The sequence below is a fragment of the Amycolatopsis sp. NBC_00348 genome, from assembly GCF_036114655.1.
Lineage (GTDB): Bacteria > Actinomycetota > Actinomycetes > Mycobacteriales > Pseudonocardiaceae > Amycolatopsis.
In genome coordinates, this window is record NZ_CP107994.1 from 2,346,173 (window position 1) to 2,365,654 (window position 19,482).

Genomic DNA, 19,482 nt, shown 5'->3' on the forward strand with positions numbered 1-19,482 from the left:
CCGCACCCGCCGCGCGCCCGCCCGCGTTTGGCGAAGTTATGGTCGGGACCTTTTGGCTGCCGCCGTCGGATCGACGTACCGAGGAGGCAAGTCATGTCGGGACAACGGATGCTCGTGCGGGCGGCGGTGGGGCTGACCGCTTCGGCCGCGGTGGTGTTCGCCACCATCGGCACCGCTTCGGCGGCGGTCGAGGTCACCAAGCTCAGCCAGTCGGCGGCCGCGTCACAGCTGTCCGCGGCCGGGGTGACCCACTCGTCCAGCGGCGGCTGCACCACCAGGTCGAACTCGACCTGCACGTCCTACGAGCAGATCAACCAGACCACCGTCACGGGCGTGATCACGCTGAAGCGGGCGAGCGGCTGCGCCGTCAACATCACCGGCGGCACCGAGGTCGGGCACGCGTCGGGCACCTACAGCCACTACAACGGCTACAAGGTGGACATCGCGCACAACAGCTGCCTCGACAGCTACGTCAAGAACACCTTCAGCTACGACGGCCTCCGCGGCGACGGCTACCCGCAGTGGAAGGCCGGCTCCGGCAACCTCTACTGCGACGAAGGCAATCATTGGGACGTGACTTATTACACCTGCGGTTGCTGAGTTTCCCGGCCGGCGCCTGCCCGTGATGAGGGCTGCGGGCAGGTCCCGGCCGGGCACGGTTACCGGGAGCGACACCCGGGTACCTCTCCGGAAGGAGGTGCCTGATGACGTCGCACCGCATCGCCCCCGCACCGGGCGTGGCCGCGGGAGTCGTGCTGCTGGCCGGGGTGTACCTGGTCCTGGCGCCGTGGCTCGCCCACTTCGGCGGGGCCGGGGTCCTGGCCCTGAGCAACACCGTCACCGGGCTGGTCCTGGTGGCCCTGGCGATCGCCCGCACGGCGACGCCGCGGGTGCGCCGGCTGACCTGGGTCGTCCCGGTGCTGGGTGCGTGGGCCGGGATCTCGCTCGTGGCGCTGCGGCCGACGTGGGTTACCTGGCCGTCGGCGGCCGCGATCGTCGGCAACGTCGTCGCCGCCGTGGTCGCGGTGCTGGCCGGAGTGGCGCTGACCCGGGCCTGAGCATGCTCCGAGTGGACGTCCGCGGGGTCCGAGGGGCAGGCTCGACGCCGGAACGCGCGGGTGGACCGCCCGCCGCCGACCGGCCGAGGGAGGCCCGGTGGACCCGGACGAGATCACCACGTCGAACCCGGACAAGATCTTCTACCCCGAGGCCGGGCTGACCAAGGGCGACGTGGTCGGGCACTACCGGACCGTCGCCGAGGTGATGGTGCCGCACCTGCGCGGCCGGCCGCTCACCCTGCGCCGCTACCCGAACGGCATCGCCGGCCAGACCTGGTACCAGAAGGAAGCCAGCCCGAAGCTGCCCTCCTGGATCCGCGTCGAGGCGATCCCGCAGCGCGCGACGAGCGACGTCCGGCACGTCATCTGCGACGACCCCGCGACGCTGGTGTTCCTGGCCAACCAGGCCGCGATCGAGTTCCACATCTGGTCGTCCACTGTGGACGATCTGGAGCACCCGGACACGGTGCTGATCGACATCGACCCGCCCGACGACGTCACCGTCGCCGACCTGCGCGCCATCGCGCGGCTGGTCAAGAAGGTGTACGAGGCCGCCGGGCTCACCGCGTACCTGCAGGCCACCGGCGGGCGCGGGTTCCACGTCGTCGCGCCGATCGAGCCCAGCGGGACCTACGACGAGGTGCGCGACCTGGCGAAGGCGGCCGCCGAGGTGCTGGTCCGGCTCGACCCCGACCGGCTGACCACGGCGGTGCGTAAGGCCCAGCGCGGCGACCGCGTCTACCTCGACATCCTGCGCAACGGCTACTCGTCGACGTTCGTGGCGCCCTACTCCCTGCGGGCCCGGCCCTCGGCCGGCGTCGCCACCCCGATCGACTGGCGGGAGCTGGGCAAGGCGGAGCCGGCCGGCTGGACGCCCAAGCGCATCAAGGACCGCTTGGCGCGCAAGGGGGATCCGTGGGCCGGGATGGCCGACCACGCGGCGTCGCCGGTCAAAGCGTTGAAGCTGCTGGAGAAGCTGTAGCTCGCGGAGCGGGCCGGGTCACGTCTCGATGTGGCGCCAGGTCCCGTCCGCTTCGCCGGGGGCGTACTCGCTGTCCGCGCGCTTGGCGTAGATGCCGCCCAGCCCGTGCTCGCGCGCCGCGCCCAGGACGGCCTCGCCGTTGCCCTGGAAGTACTGGGGCACCTGCCACGTGCCACCCGAGAGCCCGAGGTCCGAGAGCAGCGACCGGCGCTCGACGTAGGGCAGGTCGAGCGTCGGACGGCCGTCGTGGTGCAGCACGTCGTAGGCGAAGAAGAACGCCGGCTTGTGCTTCATGATCCGCTTCGCGTCGTAGCCCTCGAAGCGACTGCGTTCCTTCAAGCCTTCCGGGTCCGGGCGGCCGTCGCGGACGACCACGATCTCGCCGTCCAGCAGGACTTCCGTCGAACCCAGGCTCTCGCCGAGCTTGTGCAGCTCCGGGTACCGGCCGGTGACGTCGGCGCCGGAACCGTCGTGCGCGGTGATGCGCCCGCCCGACACGCAGAGCATCGTGCGGTCGCCGCCCCAGGCGAACTCGTACGCCCAGTCCGCGTCTTCGTCCGGCTCGGGCAGCTCGCCCGGGACCGCCGTCATCGGCTCCAGGAACTCGGGGGCGTCCTCGTGGCCGTCCTCGGCCGGGTCGAGGCGGCGCAGGGTCCAGTCGCCTTCGTCGTCCGGGTTGTGCCGGTTCTGGAACAGGTACTTGCCGCTCGCCCGCGCGCCGTGGAAGACGACCTCGACCTTGTGGTTGTTCCAGTGCAGCGTCTCGTAGCGGCCGGTGTCCCAGATCGCCATCCAGCCGCCGCCGTACTCGCCCGCCGGGATCTCGCCCTCGAAGGAGAGGTAGTCCATCGGGTGGTCTTCGGTGTGCACCGCGAGCCGGTTGACGCCGGGGGAGAGCGGCAGGCCCTTCGGCACCGCCCACGACACGAGCACGCCGTCGCGCTCCAGCCGGAAGTCCCAGTGCAGGCGGCTGGCGTGGTGCTCCTGGATCACGAACAGGTCGTCGCCGCCCGGCTCCGGGGCGCCGTCCGGCCACGGCTCGGGCGTCCGGGAACGGTCGCGCTTGCGCCGGTACTCGTCGAGTCGGTCGGCCATCGCGGGACCGGCACCCCCACTTCACTCGGAGGGCACCAGGTTACCGTCCGCCACATCGGGTCCCGCCTCCGGTCGTGCCCTCCCGGAGCGCGCCGGCTCCGGGAGGGCACGCGCGTCACTCCGTCTCGGCCATGGCCTCGGCGAACTGCGCCGCGTACAGCCGGGCGTAGGCGCCACCGCTGCCCAGGAGCGTTTCGTGGTCGCCGTGCTCGACGATCTGCCCGTGCTCCATCACCAGGATGACGTCGGCGTCGCGGATCGTGGAGAGCCGGTGCGCGATGACGAAGCTGGTGCGGCCGGAGCGCAGCTCGTTCATCGCCCGCTGGATGAGCACCTCGGTGCGGGTGTCGACCGAGCTGGTCGCCTCGTCGAGGATGAGGATGACCGGCTTGGCCAGGAACGCCCGCGCCACCGTGATCAGCTGCTTCTCACCGGCGCTGACCGTGCCGCCCTCGTCGTCGAGGATCGTCTCGTAGCCGTCCGGCAGGGTGCGCACGAACCGGTCGACGTAGGTCGCCGTGGCCGCCTCGATGACCTCCTCGCGGGTCGGGTCGTCGGCGCCGTAGGCGATGTTCTCCGCGATCGTGCCGCCGAAGAGCCACGCGTCCTGCAGCACCATGCCGGTCTGGTCGCGCAGCACCTCGCGGTTCATCTTCGCGATGTCGACGCCGTCGAGCGTGATCCGCCCGCTGTCGAGCTCGTAGAACCGCATGAGCAAGTTGACCAGCGTCGTCTTGCCGGCACCGGTCGGGCCGACGATCGCCACCGTCTGGCCGGGTTCGACCGTCAGCGACAGGTCGTCGATGAGCGGCTTCTCCGGCAGGTACCGGAACGAGACGTCCTGGAACTCGACGCGCCCGCGCACGACGTCCGGGCGTTCCGGGTTCGCGGGCTCCGGGCCCTGCTCCTCGGCGTCGAGCAGCGCGAACACCCGCTCGGCCGAGGCGACGCCGGACTGCAGCAGGTTCGCCATGCTGGCGATCTGCGTCACCGGCTGGCTGAACTGGCGCGAGTACTGGATGAACGCCTGCACCTCGCCGAGCGTCAGGCTGCCGGACGCGACGCGCAGCGCGCCGATCACGGCGACCAGCACGTAGCTCAGGTTGCCGATGAACATCATCGCCGGCTGGATCATCCCCGAGATGAACTGCGCCCGGAAGCTCGCCTGGTACAGCGTCTCGTTCTGCTGGTCGAAGATCGCCGCGGACTCGTCGCGCCTGCCGAACACCTTGACCAGCGAGTGGCCGGTGTACATCTCCTCGACGTGCGCGTTGAGCTTGCCGGTGGTCGCCCACTGCTTGATGAAGTTGGGCTGGGCCCGCTTCCCGACCTTGCCCGCCACGACCGCCGACAGCGGCACCGTGACCAGCGCGATCAGCGCGAGCAGCGGCGAGATCAGGAACATCATGATCAGCACGCCGATCACGGTCAGCAGCGACGAGACGATCTGGGACAGCGTCTGCTGCAGCGACTGCGCCAGGTTGTCGATGTCGTTGGTGACGCGGGACAGCACCTCGCCGCGCGGCTGGCGGTCGAAGTACTTCAGCGGCAGCCGCGCGAACTTCTCCTCGACCTGCTCGCGCAGGCGGTACACCGCGTGCTGCACCAGCGTCGTGGTCAGCCGGGCCTGGATCAGCCCGAAGAACGACGCGATGACGAACAGCGCCAGCACGGTCAGCAGGATCTGGCCGACCTTGTCGAAGTCGATGCCCACCCCGGGCACGAGGTCGACGCGGCCGTAGATGTCGGCGAGCGTGCCGTTGCCCTGGGCACGCAGCCCGGCGACGACCTGTTCCTTGGTGACGCCCGGCGGCACCGCCTTGCCGAGCACGCCGGCGAGGATCGCGTCGGTGGCCTGGCCGAGGATCTTCGGCCCGATCACGGTCAGCGTGACGCTCGCCGCGCCCAGCACGAGCACGCCGATGAGGGCGGCCCGCTGCGGCGCCAGCAGGCGCAGCAGCCGTTTCAGCGACCCCTTGAAGTCCAGGGCCTTCTCCGGCGGCGCGCCGCCGGCCATCATGCGTCCCGGCCCCGCGGTCGCGGCGCCGGTGTTCCGGTGCCGCTGGGCGGTGGGCCGTTCGCCGGCCTCGGTGACGGCGGGTTTGGCGGACTCTTCCGTGGTGCTCACGCCGCCTCCTGTTCGGTCAGCTGGGACAGCACGATTTCCCGGTAGGTTTCGTTGCCGTCCATGAGTTCGTGGTGGGTGCCGGTGCCGACGACGCGGCCTTCGTCGAGGACGATGATCCGGTCGGCGCCCCGGATGGTGCTGACCCGCTGCGCGACGATGACGACCGTGGCCTCGGCGGTTTCCGGGACCAGCGCGCGGCGCAGGGCCGCGTCGGTCGCGTAGTCGAGTGCGGAGAACGAGTCGTCGAACAGGTAGATCTCCGGTTTGTGCACCAGCATCCGGGCGATCGCGATCCGCTGCCGCTGCCCGCCCGAGACGTTCGTGCCGCCCTGGGCGATCGGCGCGTCCAGGCCCTCGGCCATCGCCGCGACGAAGTCCTTGCCCTGCGCCACTTCCAGCGCGTGCCACAGCTCTTCGTCGGTGGCGTCGGGGTTGCCGTAACGCAGGTTGCTCGCCACCGTGCCGGCGAACAGGTACGGCTTCTGGGGCACCAGCCCGACCGTGCGGGCGAGCAGGGCCGGGTCGAGGTCGCGGACGTCGACGCCGTCGACCTTCACCGTGCCCTGGGTGGCGTCCATCAGCCGGGGGATCAGGTTGAGCAGCGTGGTCTTGCCGGTACCCGTGGAGCCGATCACCGCTGTCGTCTCGCCCGGCCGCCCGACCAGCGAAATGTCGCACAGCACCGGCTTTTCCGCACCGGGGTAGCGGAACTCGACCCCGGACAGCTCCAGGTGCCCGTGCACCTTGCCGGGCCGGATCGGCGTCACCGGCGGGCGGACGCTCGACTCGGTGTCGAGCACCTCGCTGATCCGCTCGGCGCTGACCTCCGCGCGCGGCACCATCATGAACATGAAGGTGGCCATCATGACCGCCATCAGGATCTGCAGCAGGTAGGACAGGAACGCCGTCAGGGCCCCGATCTGCATGCTGCCGGAGTCGATGCGCTGCCCGCCGAACCACAGCACCGCGACGCTGGAGACGTTCATCACCAGCATCACGATCGGGAACATCAAGGCCATCAGCCGGCCGACCCGCAGCGAAACGGTCAGCAGCTCGTCGTTGGCGACGTCGAACCGCGCGCGCTCGTGGGAGTCGCGGACGAACGCGCGGATGACGCGGATGCCCATGATCTGCTCGCGCAGCACCTTGTTGATCCGGTCGAGGCGGACCTGCATCAGCCGGAACGCCGGGCGCATCCGGGAGATGATCAGCCCGACCGACACGGCCAGCACCGGCACGATGACCAGCAGCAGCGAGGAGAGCGGCACGTCGAGGTTGAGCGCCAGCACGATGCCGCCGATGCACATGATCGGCGCGGACACCATCAGCGTCAGCGTCATCAGCACCAGCATCTGGACCTGCTGGACGTCGTTGGTGGTGCGGGTGATCAGCGACGGCGTGCCGAACTGGCCGACCTCGCGGGCCGAGAAGTCCTGCACCTGGTGGAAGATCCCGCCGCGGATGTCCCGGCCGACCGCCATCGCGGTGCGGGCGCCGAAGTAGACCGCGCCGATCGAGCCGGCGATCTGGGCCACGGTCACCGCGAGCATCACGCCGCCGATGCGCAGGATGTAGTCCATGTCGCCCTTGATCAGCCCGTTGTCGACGATGTCGGCGTTGAGCGTGGGCAGGTAGAGCATGGCGATCGTCTGCACCAGCTGGAGGACGACGATCACCCACAACGTCTTCGTGTACGGGCGCAGGTAGGCGCGCAGGAGCTTGACTAGCACAACGGTTCCCCCAGAGTGGTGGTGTTCGGTTCGGGATTCGGTGCGGTGCCGTCGCCGGTCAGGGCCGGCATGCCGGTGGCGAGCTCGTCCAGCAGCCGTTCCAGTGTCGGCAGGAACGGTTCGCCCTCGCTCATGAACCAGTGGACGAAGGCGACCCGGACCGCGCTTTCCACCGACGAGGCCATCAACCGGCACAACAGCAGGTCCGCGCCGCCCGCCCGCTTCGCGATGGTTTCGGCGAGGACGCGCTCGACCGCCGCGTGGGCGTTGAGGAACTCCCCGCGCAGCATCAGCTGCCCCATCAGCTCGCGGAGACGCACAACATACGCGCGATCCGGCTCGCCCTCACGTGAATATTGTTCGACCACGGCCTGCTTGACGGCCTCCCACAGCGGCTCGCCCTCGGGCCGCCCGAGCAGCGCCTCGTGCATCCCCTCGTGGCGGTCGACGACCATCGAGCAGACCGCTTGCTCCTTGCTGGAGAAGTAGTTGTTGAATGTCCGCGGGGACACCCCGACCTCGGTCGCGATGTCCTCCACCTTGACGTTCTCCAGTCCCCGGTCCAGAGCGAGCCGCAACGCGGCCTGGGCCAGGGCCCGGCGGGCTTCGCGCTTCTTGCGCTCCCGCAGGGTCAGCTTGGGTGGGTCGTGCGACGGCATGGGCGGAGTGTAGCGAAAAAGTTGCGTGCCCCGCAAAAAAGTGCGGGCTACGCAAAATCCGGACGAACCGGGCGTCGCCCACCGGCCAACACGCCGTCCGGAGTGGTCAACGGTGACGACCGGGCGTGTTCGCCATTCTGGGGCAGTGTGCGGCCGCTCCGGGCAGCGTGTCGGTCATTGCGGGGCTCGCCGGTGCCTCTGCTGGGGTGTGGCGGCCCGGTTGCCCGGGTATCGGCGCCCGTCGGGCTGTCCTCCGGAATCCGCGGTGCGAGTCCGGCCGGGCCGCCTTATCGGCCGCCGTGTCCGGGGTGTCGCATCGTGCAACTTGCAAAATTGCACCGAATGGCCTAGTCCACTGCCCTCACCAGGACCAACGCCGCCGATCCGTGCTCACTGGACGCGATCGCGCGGGTACGGCTTGTGGACACATAACGAGCCTTTCTGCTTCCATGTCCGTCGTCGCCGCCGGGGGTCGGCCACGTCGCACCGAGACCAGACCTGAGCAGGAAGAGTGGGACCACATGGCGAGCCGGGCCCGGGAAATCCTGGATCGATCACGCGTCCTGCTGGACCGCTCGCGGGTCGCCGCCGCGCAGTACCTCACGGCGCCGCCGAAGCACCCCCAGGCCGACGTAACCGGGTATGCCCCGGACGAGTACGCGGCCGGCCCGGCCATCGCCGCGCTGTCGCGGCCCGAGCCGACGTCCGGGACGAGTCAGCCCGTGCTGGCCGAGATCTGCGCCAGCGTCGCCCTGCGTGACCTGAACCTCGTCGACCAGCTGCTCGCGCGGCTGGAGGAGCTGGAGGCGGGGGAGGAGGACCACCACCGCCTCGCCGAGCTCTACCAGCTCGACCACCTCGCCACCCGGCTGCGCCGCAACGCCGAGAACCTGCGCCTCCTGTCCGGGAACGACACCGGTGACGAGGCCGCGCGCGCCACGTCGATGCTCGACCTCATGCGCGAGGCGATGTCCTCGATCGACCACTACGCCCGGATCACCATCGGCCGGGTCGTCGACCTCGGGGTCGTCGGCTTCGCCGCGGAGGACCTGGGCCGGGTGTTCGCGGAGCTGTTCGACAACGCCGCCAACCAGTCGTCGCCGAGCTCCCCGGTGCACGTCAGCGCCCACCTGACCGAACAGGGCAGCGTGCTCGTCCGGATCGAGGACGAGGGCATCGGCATCCCGCCCGAGCGCGTCTCGGGCCTCAACACCCGCCTGGCCGCGGGCGGCGACCTCGACGACGGCGCCGCGCGGCACATGGGCCTCGCCGTCGTGGCCCGGCTCTCGGCCCGCCACGACGTCACCGTCCGCCTCGACCGGCGCAGCCCGCACGGCACGGTCGCCACCGTGCTGCTGCCCACCGGCATCGTCACCGAGCTCGCCGAACGCGCGTGGTCGGGCACCCGCACCGTCACCGCGGAGCCGGTCGAGCCCGAGGGCACCGGCGAGCCGGTCGCCGCGGGCGGGTTGCCGCGCCGCCGTCCGGGCGCCTTCCCGCGGGAGGAGCCCGCCGCGCCGCTGCCGCGCAGGCCCGCGCCCCGGCCCCGGCCGGTCGAGCACGACGGCGGCACCACGACGAACGGCCTGCCGCGCCGCGTGCCCGGCAGCATCCGCGGTGCCGCGCCCGAACCGCCGCCGCCGGTCACGGAGCCCGCGTCCGCCGGTCACGACAAGCTGCTCGCGGACCTCGGCGCGTTCGCCGACGGCGAGCGGGCCGCGCTGAGCGAGCGCCGGCGCGATCGCACCCCGCACGACGAAACGCCCGGAGGATCCACCTCGTGAGCGCACCGCACCCGGCCCCGGCGAACTTCGCCTGGCTGCTCGACGACTTCGTGCGCAAGGTCCACGGCGTCAGCCACGCGCTCATCATGAGCGTGGACGGCTTCCCGCTCACCGCGTCCGACTCCGTCGGCGAGGCCGAGGCCGAGCAGCTCGCGGCCATCGCCAGCGGGCTGCTCTCGCTGGCCGGCAACAGCGCGGCGCTGTTCGGCAAGGGCGCCTGCGAGCAGATCATCATCCGGCTCACCCACGGCTACTTCCTGTTCATGGGCATCGGTTCCGGTGCCGGGCTGGCGGTGCTGACCGCGGGCGAGGCCGACATGAAGGTGGTCGCCTACGAGATGACCCAGTTCATCACCAACGCCGGCCACGCGCTCACCCCCGAGGTGCGCGCCGAGCTGCGCCAGGTGCTGACCGCGCGCCGGCCCCGGGTGTGATGGTGGTCGTGCCCCACGAGGATGTGATGCCAGTGTCCACACGGGACAGTCCCGCTGACGCCCCGCTACCGCGCCGCAGCCGCCGGATCCGCGCGTACGCGCTCACCGGCGGCCGGACCAGCACCCGCCACCAGCTGCTGGTGGAGACGCTGGTTTCGGTGCCCCGCTACGACCCGTCGCTCGGCGACACGCTCATGCCGGAGTCGCGCGCGCTCTACGAACGCGCCCGGGTGCGGTGCTCGATCGCCGAGCTGTCGGTCGGGCTGGACCTGCCGCTGGGCGTGGTGCGGGTGCTGATCGGCGACCTCGCGTCCCAGGGCGCGGTCTTCGTCCACCCCACGGCGCACGCCTACCACCACGACACGAACGTGCTCGAGAGGATCCTTGATGGGCTCAAGCGGCTCCCCGTCTGAGGGCGGACTGCTGACGATCTCCGCGAAGATCGTCGTCGCCGGGGGCTTCGGTGTCGGCAAGACCACCTTCGTCGGCGCGGTGTCGGAAATCCCGCCGATGAGCAACGAGGCGTGGATGACCGAGGCCGGCGAGGGGATCGACGACGTCCCGCCCGGCGGCAAGTCGACCACGACCGTCGCGATGGACTTCGGCCGCATCACGCTGCGCCCGGACCTGCTGCTGTACCTGTTCGGCACGCCGGGGCAGGCGCGGTTCTGGTTCCTCTGGGACGACCTCAGCCGCGGCGCGCTCGGCGCCGTCGTGCTGGTCGACACCAGCCGGATCGACGAGTCGTTCGCGGCGATCGACTACTTCGAGAACGACTCGGAGCTGCCGTTCGTCGTCGCGGTCAACCAGTTCGAGGGCATGCCGGTGCACGACCTCGACGAGGTGCGCGACGCGCTGGCCCTCGACCCGAGCGTCCCGCTGATCACCTGCGACGCCCGCGACCGCGCCTCGACGATCGCCGCCCTGACCGACCTGGTCGGCCACACGCTGTCGCTGGCCGTCCTCTCGGGCCCGCGCGAGCTGGCCGGCAGCACCCCGCACGCCTGATCGTGACCGACTGGAGGAGAAGAGCCGCATGCGCAAGGTCCTGATCGTGGGCGCCGGGCAGTCCGGGCTGCAGCTGGCCCTCGGGCTGCTGGGCAGGGACTACGACGTCACGGTGATGTCCGCGCGGACCCCGGACGAGATCCGGTCCGGGCGCGTGATGTCGACCCAGTGCATGTTCCACGACGCGCTGCGGCACGAGCGCGAGCTCGGCGTGAACCTCTGGGAAGCCGAGGCGGTGGACGTCGAGGGCCTCGGCGTCTCGGTGGCCGCGCCGGACGGCGACCGCGCGCTCGACTGGTTCGCCGAGCTGGACGACGTCGCCCAGTCGGTCGACCAGCGGGTGAAGATGGCCGGCTGGCTCGAGCTGTTCGAGGAGCGCGGCGGCAAGCTCGTCATCCACGGCGTGATGACGTCCGAGCTGGACGCCCTGGCGCGGCTCTACGACCTGGTCATCATCTCGGCCGGCAAGGGCGAGCTGGTGCAGCTGTTCGACCGGGTGCCCGAGCGTTCGCCCTACACGCAGCCGCAGCGCGCGCTCTCGCTGGCCTACGCCCACGGTGTGCACCGGCGCCCGGAGCACCCGGAGAAGGCGGCGGTGCGGTTCAACATCGTCCCCGGCGTCGGCGAGCTGTTCATGATCCCGGCGTACACGCTGAGCGGGAACTGCGACATCCTCTTCTTCGAGGGCGTCCCCGGCGGCCCGCTGGACTGCTTCGACGACCGGCCGGACCCGGCCGCCCACTTCGCGCGCATCCTCGACCTGATGAAGCGGTTCGTGCCCTGGGAGTACGAGCGCTGCCGGGACGCCGAGCTGACCGACGCGAAGGCGACGCTGGCCGGGGGCTACACGCCCGTCGTGCGCAACCCGGTCGGCACGCTGCCCGGTGGCGCGACCGTGCTGGGCATGGCCGACGTCGTTGTGGCGAACGACCCGATCACCGGCCAGGGTTCGAACAACGCGAGCCACTGCGCGGCGACCTATCTGGACGCGATCGTGGCGCACGGCGACCGGGCGTTCGACACGGCGTGGATGGACGCCACGTTCGAGCGCTACTGGGAGTACGCCCGCTACGTCACCGAATGGACCAACGCGCTGCTCCAGCCGCCGCCCCCGCACGTGCTCCAGATCCTGGGCGTCGCGGGGCAGAATCCGGCCGTGGCCCGGCGGTTCGCCAACGGATTCACCGATCCGACCGACTTCCGGCACTGGTTCATGGACCCCGCACTTTGGGAGAAATACCTGGCAGAGGTCTAGATCGTCGTCCCCCCGGGCTGTCGCCGCCGGGCATTTCGGGCTACGGTTGTTACGTAGCGTGAGTGCGATCGGGAGGTGCGTGGCATGCGGGCGATGTGGAAGGGCTCGGTCTCGTTCGGGCTGGTGTCCATCCCGATCCAGATGTACGCGGCCACGGAGAACAAGAACGTCGCGCTCCGGCAGGTGCACGAGGCCGACGGCGGCCGCATCCAGTACAAGCGGTTCTGCACCGTCGACGGCGCGGAGGTGCCCTACGCCGAGATCGCCAAGGGCTACGAGCTGCCCGACGGCGAGATGGTCGTGATCACCGACGCCGAGATGGCCGAGCTGCCGCTGTCGTCGCAGCGCACGATCGACGTGCTCGAGTTCGTCCCGCTGGAGTCGATCGACCCGATCCAGTACGACCGGACGTACTACCTGGAGCCGCAGAAGAACGCGGTGAAGCCCTACATCGTGCTGCGTGACGCGCTGCACAAGTCGAGCCAGGTCGCCGTCGCGAAGGTCGCCGTGCGGCAGCGGGAGAGCATGGCGGTGCTGCGGGTGCACGCCGACGTCCTGGTGATGACGACGATGCTGTGGCCCGACGAGGTCCGCGAGCCCGACTTCCCGTTCCTGCGCGACGACCCGCCGCAGATCCGGCCGCAGGAGCTGTCCATGGCCGGCTCCCTGATCGACTCGCTGGGCGAGCCGGTGTTCGAGCCGGAGAAGTATCGCGACCACTACCGCGAGGCCCTCGAGGAGATGATCGAGGCCAAGGTCGCGGGGGAGCAGACGACCAAGCCCGCGGCGGTCACCGCCAAGGCCGACGTCGTCGACCTGATGGCGGCGCTGCAGGCCAGTGTGGACGCGGCGAAGAAGTCCCGCGAACCCGCGAAGCCCGCGAAAGCGTCCAAGGCGGCGGTGTCGAAGGCGGCAGTGTCCGAAGAAGACACCGAGGACGAGAAGCCGGCCAAGAAACCGGCCGCGCGCAAACGTGCCCCGAAGAAGACCGCCTGACCCGGCGGAGAGGCGGGCTCGACCGTCCGAACGGGATTCTTCCCGCGTGCGGAGACGAGCCGCGATGTAACCCGATCGTGTATGCATCTGTGTACACGGCCGGGGCGATGTGCTAACACTAACGAGGTCCTTCGGCTCTCCCTCCCCCTCGGAGCCGGAGGACCCTTTTCGTTCCCGGGGCGGTCCGTTGTGGATACGCCGGCTACGTCACGGCGCAAGCAGAGCTTTGCCGCGGCGTAGCGGCCCCGGACGGCCGAACGGCCCGGCGCGGTCAGCATCGCTGCTGACGCGCGCCAGGCCGTTGGCGGGGGTCATGGGATCAGTACCAGTGCGCGCGGCCGCCGATCTTGCGGCCCGTGCCACCGAGGATGGCCAGCGCCACGCCGGCCACGGCCAGCACGATGCCGATCGTGTACAGCACCGGAATACCGACAATGAACCCGATGACCAGCAAAATAACACCGAGGACGATCACTTGACACACTCCTTCGCACGAGACCCGGCCCGGCTCCGTGCCGTCCGGGCGGATGCGCTCTCGAGGAGAGGATGGCCAGTTTCCAGGTCTCCCAAACTGCGGCAAATGGAGCAACTCTGAAAAAGGTCAGTATCGGTAGTGGTCGAGCTTGTACGGGCCCTCCACATCCACGCCGATGTACTCGGCCTGAGCCTTGGTCAGCTGGGTCAGCCGCACTCCGAGGGCGTCCAGGTGCAGCCGGGCGACCTTCTCGTCGAGGTGCTTCGGCAGCCGGTAGACCTCGACGGGGTACTCGCCGGGCTTGGTGAACAGCTCGATCTGGGCGATCGCCTGGTTGGTGAAGGAGTTCGACATCACGAACGAGGGGTGCCCGGTCGCGTTGCCGAGGTTCATCAGGCGGCCCTCGGAGAGCACGATGATCGCGTGGCCGTCGGCGAAGGTCCACTCGTGCACCTGCGGCTTGATCTCGTTCTTGACGACGCCGGGCAGCTTCGCCAGGCCCGCCATGTCGATCTCGTTGTCGAAGTGCCCGACGTTCGCCACGATCGCGTTGTGCTTCATCCGGATCATCTGCGCGGCGGAGATGATGCCGAAGTTGCCGGTGGTCGTGATGAAGATGTCGGCGGTCTCGATGACGTCGTCCAGCTCGACCACGTCGAGCCCGTCCATCGCCGCCTGCAGCGCGCAGATGGGGTCGATCTCGGTGACCGACACCCGGGCGCCCTGGCCGCGCAGCGCCTCGACCGCGCCCTTGCCGACGTCGCCGTACCCGCAGACGAGGACGCGCTTGCCGCCGATCATCACGTCGGTGGCGCGGTTGATCCCGTCCACCAGCGAGTGCCGGATGCCGTACTTGTTGTCGAACTTGGACTTCGTCACGGAGTCGTTGACGTTCATCGCGGGGAAAAGCAGCTCGCCGTCCTTGGCGAGCTTGTAGAGCCGCTTGACGCCGTTGGTCGTCTCTTCGGTGACGCCGCGGATCTCCTTGGCGATCCGGGTGAACCGGTCGCCGTCCTTGGCGAGGCTGGCGCGCAGCGTCTCCAGGACGATCCGGTACTCCTCGGGGTCCTCTTCGGACGGTTGCGGGACGGCGCCCGCCCCCTCGAACTCGACTCCCTTGTGGACGAGCATGGTGGCGTCACCGCCGTCGTCGAGGATCATGTTCGGCGCCTTGCCGCCGGCGAAGGCGAAGAGCTGGTCGGTGCACCACCAGTACTCCTCCAGCGACTCGCCCTTCCAGGCGAACACGGCGGTGCCCGACGGCGCGTCGACCGTGCCCTCGGGGCCGACGACGACCGCGGCGGCGGCCTCGTCCTGCGTGGAGAAGATGTTGCAGGACACCCAGCGCACCTCGGCGCCGAGGGCGACCAGGGTCTCGATCAGCACGGCGGTCTGCACGGTCATGTGCAGCGAGCCGGCGACGCGGGCGCCCTTCAGCGGCTGCGCGGCGGCGAACTCGCGGCGGATCGCCATCAGGCCGGGCATCTCGTGCTCGGCCAGCCGCAGCTGCGTCCGGCCGGCGTCGGCCAGCGCGAGGTCGGCGACGGCGAAGTCGAGTCCGTTGCGGCTCTGCAGTTTCTCGCTCATTCTTGCGTTCTCTCCGGAATCGGTGTGTTTCGACAAAAGGGCAGCACGAATCACGGCACGGCGAGTGCCGGGAAAATGGTGTGGCGGCGGGGCTAGCCGCGGCCGCGCGGGACCGGGTTTCCTTGCCGGACGAACAAAAAAGGCACCTCCCGTGGTGGGAGGCGCCCTTGGGTCCGTGATCCCCGGGCCGAGCGTGGCGGAAGAAGTTCCGTCGCAGCGCCTCTCGGCCCGGAAACGCGCCGAAGGCCGGCGCACGCGGTTTCCGTCGTCCAGGATGGCAAAGGCGCCGGGAGCCTGTCAAGCGAGCGCGCAGGCCATGAGAAGGTCGTCGACGTACTCGCCGCCGAGCAGGAATTCGTCCTGGAGCACGCCTTCCACGGCGAACCCGCAGCTCGCGTAGAGCCGCCGGGCGCCGGTGTTGTGACCGAGCACGCGCAGGCTCAGCTTGCGCGCCCCGCGGCGGCGGGCCTCGGCGATGGCGGCGTCGACCAGGAGCCGGCCGATGCCGAGGCGGCGCCGGTCCGGGTCGACGGCGAGCCCGCCGATCACCAGCACGTGCCGGTGGGCGGCGATGCCGAACCCCTCGTCCAGCCGGACGTACCCGGCGACCACGCCGTCGTGCTCGGCCACCATGACGTCATCGGGCCGGGTGCCGTCGTCGAAGAACGGCGTGCCGGGCGGGGGAGCGGGCGCCGGGGAGGTCTCCGGGCTCCAGGTCCGCTCGTCGAGCTTCGCCAGCGCGCCGTCGTCGGCGGCCGTGGCCGCACGGGTTTCGATCACCGGCCCAGCGCCGTCCACGCCTCTTGGACGATCGCGGCGAACCGCGCCGGGTCCTGCGCGTTGTGGGTGGTGGTGTTCTGCAGCTGGACGGTCAGCCCGCCGCCGGTGCGCTGACAGTTCGTGACGACGGACTGCTCGGGATCGACCGGCTGGCCCAGCGGGGTGGTGCCGTTGCGGACCAGGCACTGGACGGCGCCGATCCGCTTCAGCTCGTTCGTGGGCACCGCCAGGCCGAGCGCGGCGGTGTCCTCGTACTGGACGAGCAGCTCGGGCGAGTCCGCGCGGACCGCGGCCACCTGGAACGTGCTCTCCAGGCCCGCGTCGCTGTAGGACCGGAACACGGCGGCCGCGCCGTCGTAGGCCGCCGAGATCCGCGAGGCGTTCTCGCCCTCGGCCTTGTCGGACCGCTCGATCTGCGACTTCCCGGCTTCGCGGCCGTCGGCGATCTTCGTGACCGCGGCCTGCGTGGTCGTGAACCCGCCGAGGGTGTCCGGCAGCGTCAGCGGCTGGGCGCTCGGCCCGCCGAGCAGGCCGATCACCAGCCACGGCACGCCGACCACGAAGGCACCCACCACGAAGCCGATCACGGCCGTGAGGGCCGGGCGCGCGAACAGCGGACGGCGCCGAGGTGCCTGAGGTGCGGCCGGCGGCATCGGTTGCTGCCACGGCTCCTGCTGCGCGGGCTGCTGCGGCTCGGGTCCGGGCGGGAACTCTGTGGTCACCCGGAGAATCCTGGCGGAACCGGGCATCCGGCGTGAAGGGAATTCCGCGGACAGGGGCTCAGATGAGATGCGCGCGCCGCCAAATGCCCTCGGAACGGCCGCCGATCAGCCCCGCGTCACGCAGGAACGGCACGATCTTCTCCGCCATCCAGTGGCGCGTCTCGTGGAAGTGCGGGTTCGCCAGCGCCGCGGCGCGCCCCTCGCGCGGGGCGATCCCGACGCTCCGGTAGATCCGCGGGTCGACCATGCTGTCGACGACGCCGAAGGCCACCAGCGCCGTCCGCAGCCGGTGGCGCTGCAGGCCCGCCTTCGACAGTTTCGGCGTCTCCCGCAGCACTTCCTCCTTGGCGAAGCGGACGTGCCGGGCCTCCTCGACGACGTGGATCCGGTTGACCGAGCGGATCAGCGGCTGGATGCCGTCGTCGTCCATCATCGAGCGCTGCAGCCGGTCGGTGGTCTCCTCGGCGACGAGCACGCTGGCGAACATCGACGGCCCGGCCGCGGTCGCGCCGAAGATCTTCGCCGCCCGGTGCACGGCGTTCGGCACGCCGTAGCGCGGCACGCCGAGCCGCTCGGCGGTGCGGGCGAACATCACCGAGTGCCGCGTCTCGTCGCCGATCTCGGTCATCGCGTACTGCGCGTGCTCGGTGCGCGCGTCGAGGTCGAAGACGTACCGGGCGAGCAGTTGCATCAGCACGATCTCGAACCACAGCCCGACGCTCATGATGCTGGCGATCTCGTGCTTGGACAGCTCGATCCGCTGCTCCGGCGTCAGCTTCGCCCACAGGTCGGTGCCGTAGAGGGAGACGCGCTCGAGCGGCATGTACGCCTTGCCCTCGGCGAGCGGCGCGGCCCAGTCGATGTCCACGTACGGGTCGTAGGAGTTCTTCGCGGAGCTCTTGAGCAGGCGAGCCGCGGTGATGTCCCGGTTCTGGGCCTCGACGCCCATAGCGGCCTCCGGAAAGTAGGGGGTACGCGATGTACTAGGTATTTTGGCAGCGTACACGGGCGGGTGGGTCCTGAGTAGGCTTTCGCCGTGACCAAGGTCGACGGGCGGGCGGCGCGCTGGGCGGGCCAGCAGGAACGGCGGCGCGCCGAGTTCGTCGACGCCGCGCTGGAGGCCATCGCCGAGCACGGCCCGGACGTCTCGACCGAGCAGATCGCCGAACGCGCCGGCGTCGCCCGCACCCGGCTGTACCGGCACTTCGACGGCGCCCCCGACCTGCAGCGGGCGATCGCACAGCGCGCGGCCGAGCTGGTGACGGCCGATCTGCAGCCGCTCTGGCACCCGTCGGGGTCACCGCGCGAGATGATCGACGCGGCGATCTCGACGCACCTGCACTGGCTGACCGAGCACGCCCAGCTGCACCGCTACCTGGTCCGGACGCTGCCGAGCCTGCCGGAGGCGGGCCGCACCGACGTCCGCGGCGCGATCGCCCGGCACCTCAGCCGCCTGTTCACCGGCTACCTGGCCGCGTTCGGCCTGGACCCGGCCCCGGCGGACACGATCGCGTTCGGCCTGGTCGGCTACGTCGAATCGGCGACGACCCGCTGGCTCGACCACCCGGGCTCGCTGAGCCTGCCGCAGCTGACCGCCCAGCTGACGGGCACGATCTGGGCGATGCTGGACCACACGCTGCGGGCGGGCGGAGTGGAACTGGACCCAGAGCGCCCGCTGCCCCTGCCGGACGGCTTGTCGTGAGTGTTTAGGGCGGTTCTAACCGCCCTAAACACTCACGACAAGCCGCGACGAGCGTCAGTCCTCGCGCAGGAACTCCGCGCGGACGCCGAGCAGGCGCACCGCCCGGGTCAGCTCGAACATCCCCAGCACCTCGTGCGCCGCCCGGTCCAGCTCGACCGGGTCGGACGTCGGCGACGGCAGCGTCACGCTGTGGGTGTGGGTCGTGAACGGCACGAACCGGACCTTCACCGCGACCCGCGCCGCCGGGCGGCCCTCCTCCAAGACATCCTGGGCCACGCGCTTCGCGAGCGCCGACACCTCCGCCGCCATCGCCGCGGGGTCGGTGAGGTCGCGCTGGAACGTCGTCTCGCGGCTGCGGGAGCGCGCCACGTACGGCGTCGCGCTCACCTCGGCGTCGCCGATGCCGCCGCCGAGCAGGCGCAGCCACGGGCCCGTCCTGGGGCCGAACCGCGCCGCCAGCACCGCGACGTCCGCGCCGGCCAGGTCCAGGACGGTTTCGATGCCCAGCTCGGCGAGCTTCCTGGTCGTCTTGCCGCCGATGCCCCACAGCGCGTCGGTCGGCCGGGAAGCCATGACCTCCCACCAGTTCTCCTGCGTCAGCCGGAAGATCCCGCCCGGCTTGCCGAAGCCGGTGGCGAGCTTGGCGCGCAGCTTGTTGTCGCCGATCCCGACCGCGCACGACAACCCGGTGTCGCGCCGGACCGCCGCGCGCAGGTCCGCGGCCAAGGCCTCCGGGTCGTCGGCCGTCGCGCCGACGAACGCCTCGTCCCAGCCCATCACCTCGACGACCACCGGGAACTCCCGCAGCGTCGTCATCACGTGCTCGGAGACCTCGAGGTAGGCCGGGGGATCGGAGGGCAGGAAGACCGCGCCGGGGCAGCGTTTCGCCGCGATCCGCAGCGGCATGCCGGAGTGGACGCCGAACTCGCGGGCCTCGTAGGACGCGGTCGCCACCACGGCGCGCTCGGTCGGGTCGCCGGAGCCGCCGACGACCACCGGCTTCCCGCGCAGCTCCGGGCGCCGGGCGATCTCGACCGCGGCGATGAACTGGTCGAGGTCGACGTGCAGGACCCACTTCACAGCCCCA

20 protein-coding genes and 1 riboswitch are annotated in these 19,482 nt (G+C 70.7%); of the genes, 10 read left to right on the forward strand and 10 right to left on the reverse strand.

The window, feature by feature from the left end:
• The first annotated feature begins 93 nt into the window (after window positions 1–93).
• The 3 genes from OHS58_RS10585 to ligD all read left to right on the forward strand — a co-directional run bounded on the left by OHS58_RS10585 (window position 94) and on the right by ligD (window position 2,040).
• The gene (locus OHS58_RS10585; RefSeq protein ID WP_326950016.1) at window positions 94–600 is read left to right on the forward strand and encodes a hypothetical protein; all 507 of its coding nucleotides are present in this window, start codon (window positions 94–96) and stop codon (window positions 598–600) included.
• 104 nt (window positions 601–704) lie between these two features.
• Window positions 705–1,058: an SPW repeat protein gene (locus OHS58_RS10590; RefSeq protein WP_326950015.1), complete on the forward strand. Its 354-nt coding sequence runs from the start codon at window positions 705–707 to the stop codon at window positions 1,056–1,058.
• Between the two features lie 97 nt (window positions 1,059–1,155).
• Window positions 1,156–2,040, forward strand: a complete 885-nt coding sequence (gene ligD / locus OHS58_RS10595; protein ID WP_328648089.1) for a non-homologous end-joining DNA ligase — start codon at window positions 1,156–1,158, stop codon at window positions 2,038–2,040.
• Window positions 2,041–2,058: 18 nt separating this feature from the next.
• Here ligD and OHS58_RS10600 read toward each other — a convergent pair whose 3' ends face one another.
• The 4 genes from OHS58_RS10600 to OHS58_RS10615 all read right to left on the reverse strand — a co-directional run bounded on the left by OHS58_RS10600 (window position 2,059) and on the right by OHS58_RS10615 (window position 7,652).
• Window positions 2,059–3,135 carry a DNA polymerase ligase N-terminal domain-containing protein gene (locus OHS58_RS10600; RefSeq protein ID WP_326952979.1) on the reverse strand — a complete coding sequence of 359 codons (1,077 nt, stop codon included), beginning with the start codon at window positions 3,133–3,135 and terminating at the stop codon, window positions 2,059–2,061.
• Window positions 3,136–3,250: 115 nt separating this feature from the next.
• Window positions 3,251–5,152 (reverse strand): ABC transporter ATP-binding protein, encoded by a 1,902-nt coding sequence (locus tag OHS58_RS10605; RefSeq protein ID WP_442788340.1) that lies wholly within the window; start codon window positions 5,150–5,152, stop codon window positions 3,251–3,253.
• 107 nt (window positions 5,153–5,259) lie between these two features.
• Complete coding sequence (locus OHS58_RS10610) at window positions 5,260–6,993, reverse strand: ABC transporter ATP-binding protein (RefSeq protein WP_328648090.1); 1,734 nt, start codon at window positions 6,991–6,993, stop codon at window positions 5,260–5,262.
• Window positions 6,987–7,652 carry a TetR/AcrR family transcriptional regulator gene (locus OHS58_RS10615; protein WP_328648091.1) on the reverse strand — a complete coding sequence of 222 codons (666 nt, stop codon included), beginning with the start codon at window positions 7,650–7,652 and terminating at the stop codon, window positions 6,987–6,989. The genes OHS58_RS10610 and OHS58_RS10615 overlap by 7 nt, the downstream gene beginning before the upstream one ends.
• Window positions 7,653–8,173: 521 nt before the next feature.
• On the opposite strand from OHS58_RS10615, the gene OHS58_RS10620 reads away from it, so the two are divergent.
• The 6 genes from OHS58_RS10620 (at window position 8,174) to ku (ending at window position 13,129) form a co-directional block, all read left to right on the forward strand.
• Window positions 8,174–9,436 (forward strand): sensor histidine kinase, encoded by a 1,263-nt coding sequence (locus OHS58_RS10620; protein WP_328648092.1) that lies wholly within the window; start codon window positions 8,174–8,176, stop codon window positions 9,434–9,436.
• Window positions 9,433–9,870: a roadblock/LC7 domain-containing protein gene (locus tag OHS58_RS10625; protein ID WP_326952982.1), complete on the forward strand. Its 438-nt coding sequence runs from the start codon at window positions 9,433–9,435 to the stop codon at window positions 9,868–9,870. Before OHS58_RS10620 ends, OHS58_RS10625 begins: the two co-directional genes overlap by 4 nt.
• 26 nt (window positions 9,871–9,896) lie before the next feature.
• The gene (locus OHS58_RS10630; RefSeq protein WP_326950009.1) at window positions 9,897–10,283 is read left to right on the forward strand and encodes a DUF742 domain-containing protein; all 387 of its coding nucleotides are present in this window, start codon (window positions 9,897–9,899) and stop codon (window positions 10,281–10,283) included.
• Complete coding sequence (locus OHS58_RS10635) at window positions 10,258–10,878, forward strand: GTP-binding protein (RefSeq protein ID WP_247052231.1); 621 nt, start codon at window positions 10,258–10,260, stop codon at window positions 10,876–10,878. Before OHS58_RS10630 ends, OHS58_RS10635 begins: the two co-directional genes overlap by 26 nt.
• Before the next feature lie 28 nt (window positions 10,879–10,906).
• Complete coding sequence (locus OHS58_RS10640) at window positions 10,907–12,133, forward strand: styrene monooxygenase/indole monooxygenase family protein (RefSeq protein ID WP_328648093.1); 1,227 nt, start codon at window positions 10,907–10,909, stop codon at window positions 12,131–12,133.
• Between the two features lie 84 nt (window positions 12,134–12,217).
• Complete coding sequence (gene ku, locus OHS58_RS10645; protein ID WP_328648094.1) at window positions 12,218–13,129, forward strand: non-homologous end joining protein Ku; 912 nt, start codon at window positions 12,218–12,220, stop codon at window positions 13,127–13,129.
• A gap of 319 nt (window positions 13,130–13,448) precedes the next feature.
• Here ku and OHS58_RS10650 read toward each other — a convergent pair whose 3' ends face one another.
• The 5 genes from OHS58_RS10650 to OHS58_RS10670 form a co-directional block, all read right to left on the reverse strand.
• A complete protein-coding gene (locus OHS58_RS10650; protein WP_247052228.1) occupies window positions 13,449–13,604 on the reverse strand; it encodes a hypothetical protein in 156 nt (51 codons plus the stop codon).
• Window positions 13,605–13,730: 126 nt separating this feature from the next.
• Complete coding sequence (ahcY, locus tag OHS58_RS10655) at window positions 13,731–15,191, reverse strand: adenosylhomocysteinase (protein WP_326950006.1); 1,461 nt, start codon at window positions 15,189–15,191, stop codon at window positions 13,731–13,733.
• A 152-nt stretch (window positions 15,192–15,343) separates the two neighbouring features.
• A riboswitch (S-adenosyl-L-homocysteine riboswitch) is annotated at window positions 15,344–15,422 on the reverse strand.
• 66 nt (window positions 15,423–15,488) lie between these two features.
• Window positions 15,489–15,971: a GNAT family N-acetyltransferase gene (locus OHS58_RS10660; protein ID WP_328648095.1), complete on the reverse strand. Its 483-nt coding sequence runs from the start codon at window positions 15,969–15,971 to the stop codon at window positions 15,489–15,491.
• Window positions 15,968–16,693 carry a hypothetical protein gene (locus OHS58_RS10665; RefSeq protein ID WP_328648096.1) on the reverse strand — a complete coding sequence of 242 codons (726 nt, stop codon included), beginning with the start codon at window positions 16,691–16,693 and terminating at the stop codon, window positions 15,968–15,970. The genes OHS58_RS10660 and OHS58_RS10665 overlap by 4 nt, the downstream gene beginning before the upstream one ends.
• Window positions 16,694–16,751: 58 nt before the next feature.
• The gene (locus OHS58_RS10670) at window positions 16,752–17,642 is read right to left on the reverse strand and encodes an AurF N-oxygenase family protein (protein ID WP_328648097.1); all 891 of its coding nucleotides are present in this window, start codon (window positions 17,640–17,642) and stop codon (window positions 16,752–16,754) included.
• An 87-nt stretch (window positions 17,643–17,729) separates the two neighbouring features.
• Here OHS58_RS10670 and OHS58_RS10675 point away from each other — a divergent pair, with 87 nt between their 5' ends.
• The gene (locus OHS58_RS10675) at window positions 17,730–18,395 is read left to right on the forward strand and encodes a TetR/AcrR family transcriptional regulator (RefSeq protein ID WP_328648098.1); all 666 of its coding nucleotides are present in this window, start codon (window positions 17,730–17,732) and stop codon (window positions 18,393–18,395) included.
• Window positions 18,396–18,449: 54 nt separating this feature from the next.
• On the opposite strand, the gene OHS58_RS10680 is transcribed toward OHS58_RS10675, so the two are convergent.
• Window positions 18,450–19,475, reverse strand: coding sequence for a DNA polymerase IV (locus OHS58_RS10680; protein WP_328648099.1), 1,026 nt, complete (start codon window positions 19,473–19,475; stop codon window positions 18,450–18,452).
• Window positions 19,476–19,482: the final 7 nt, after the last annotated feature.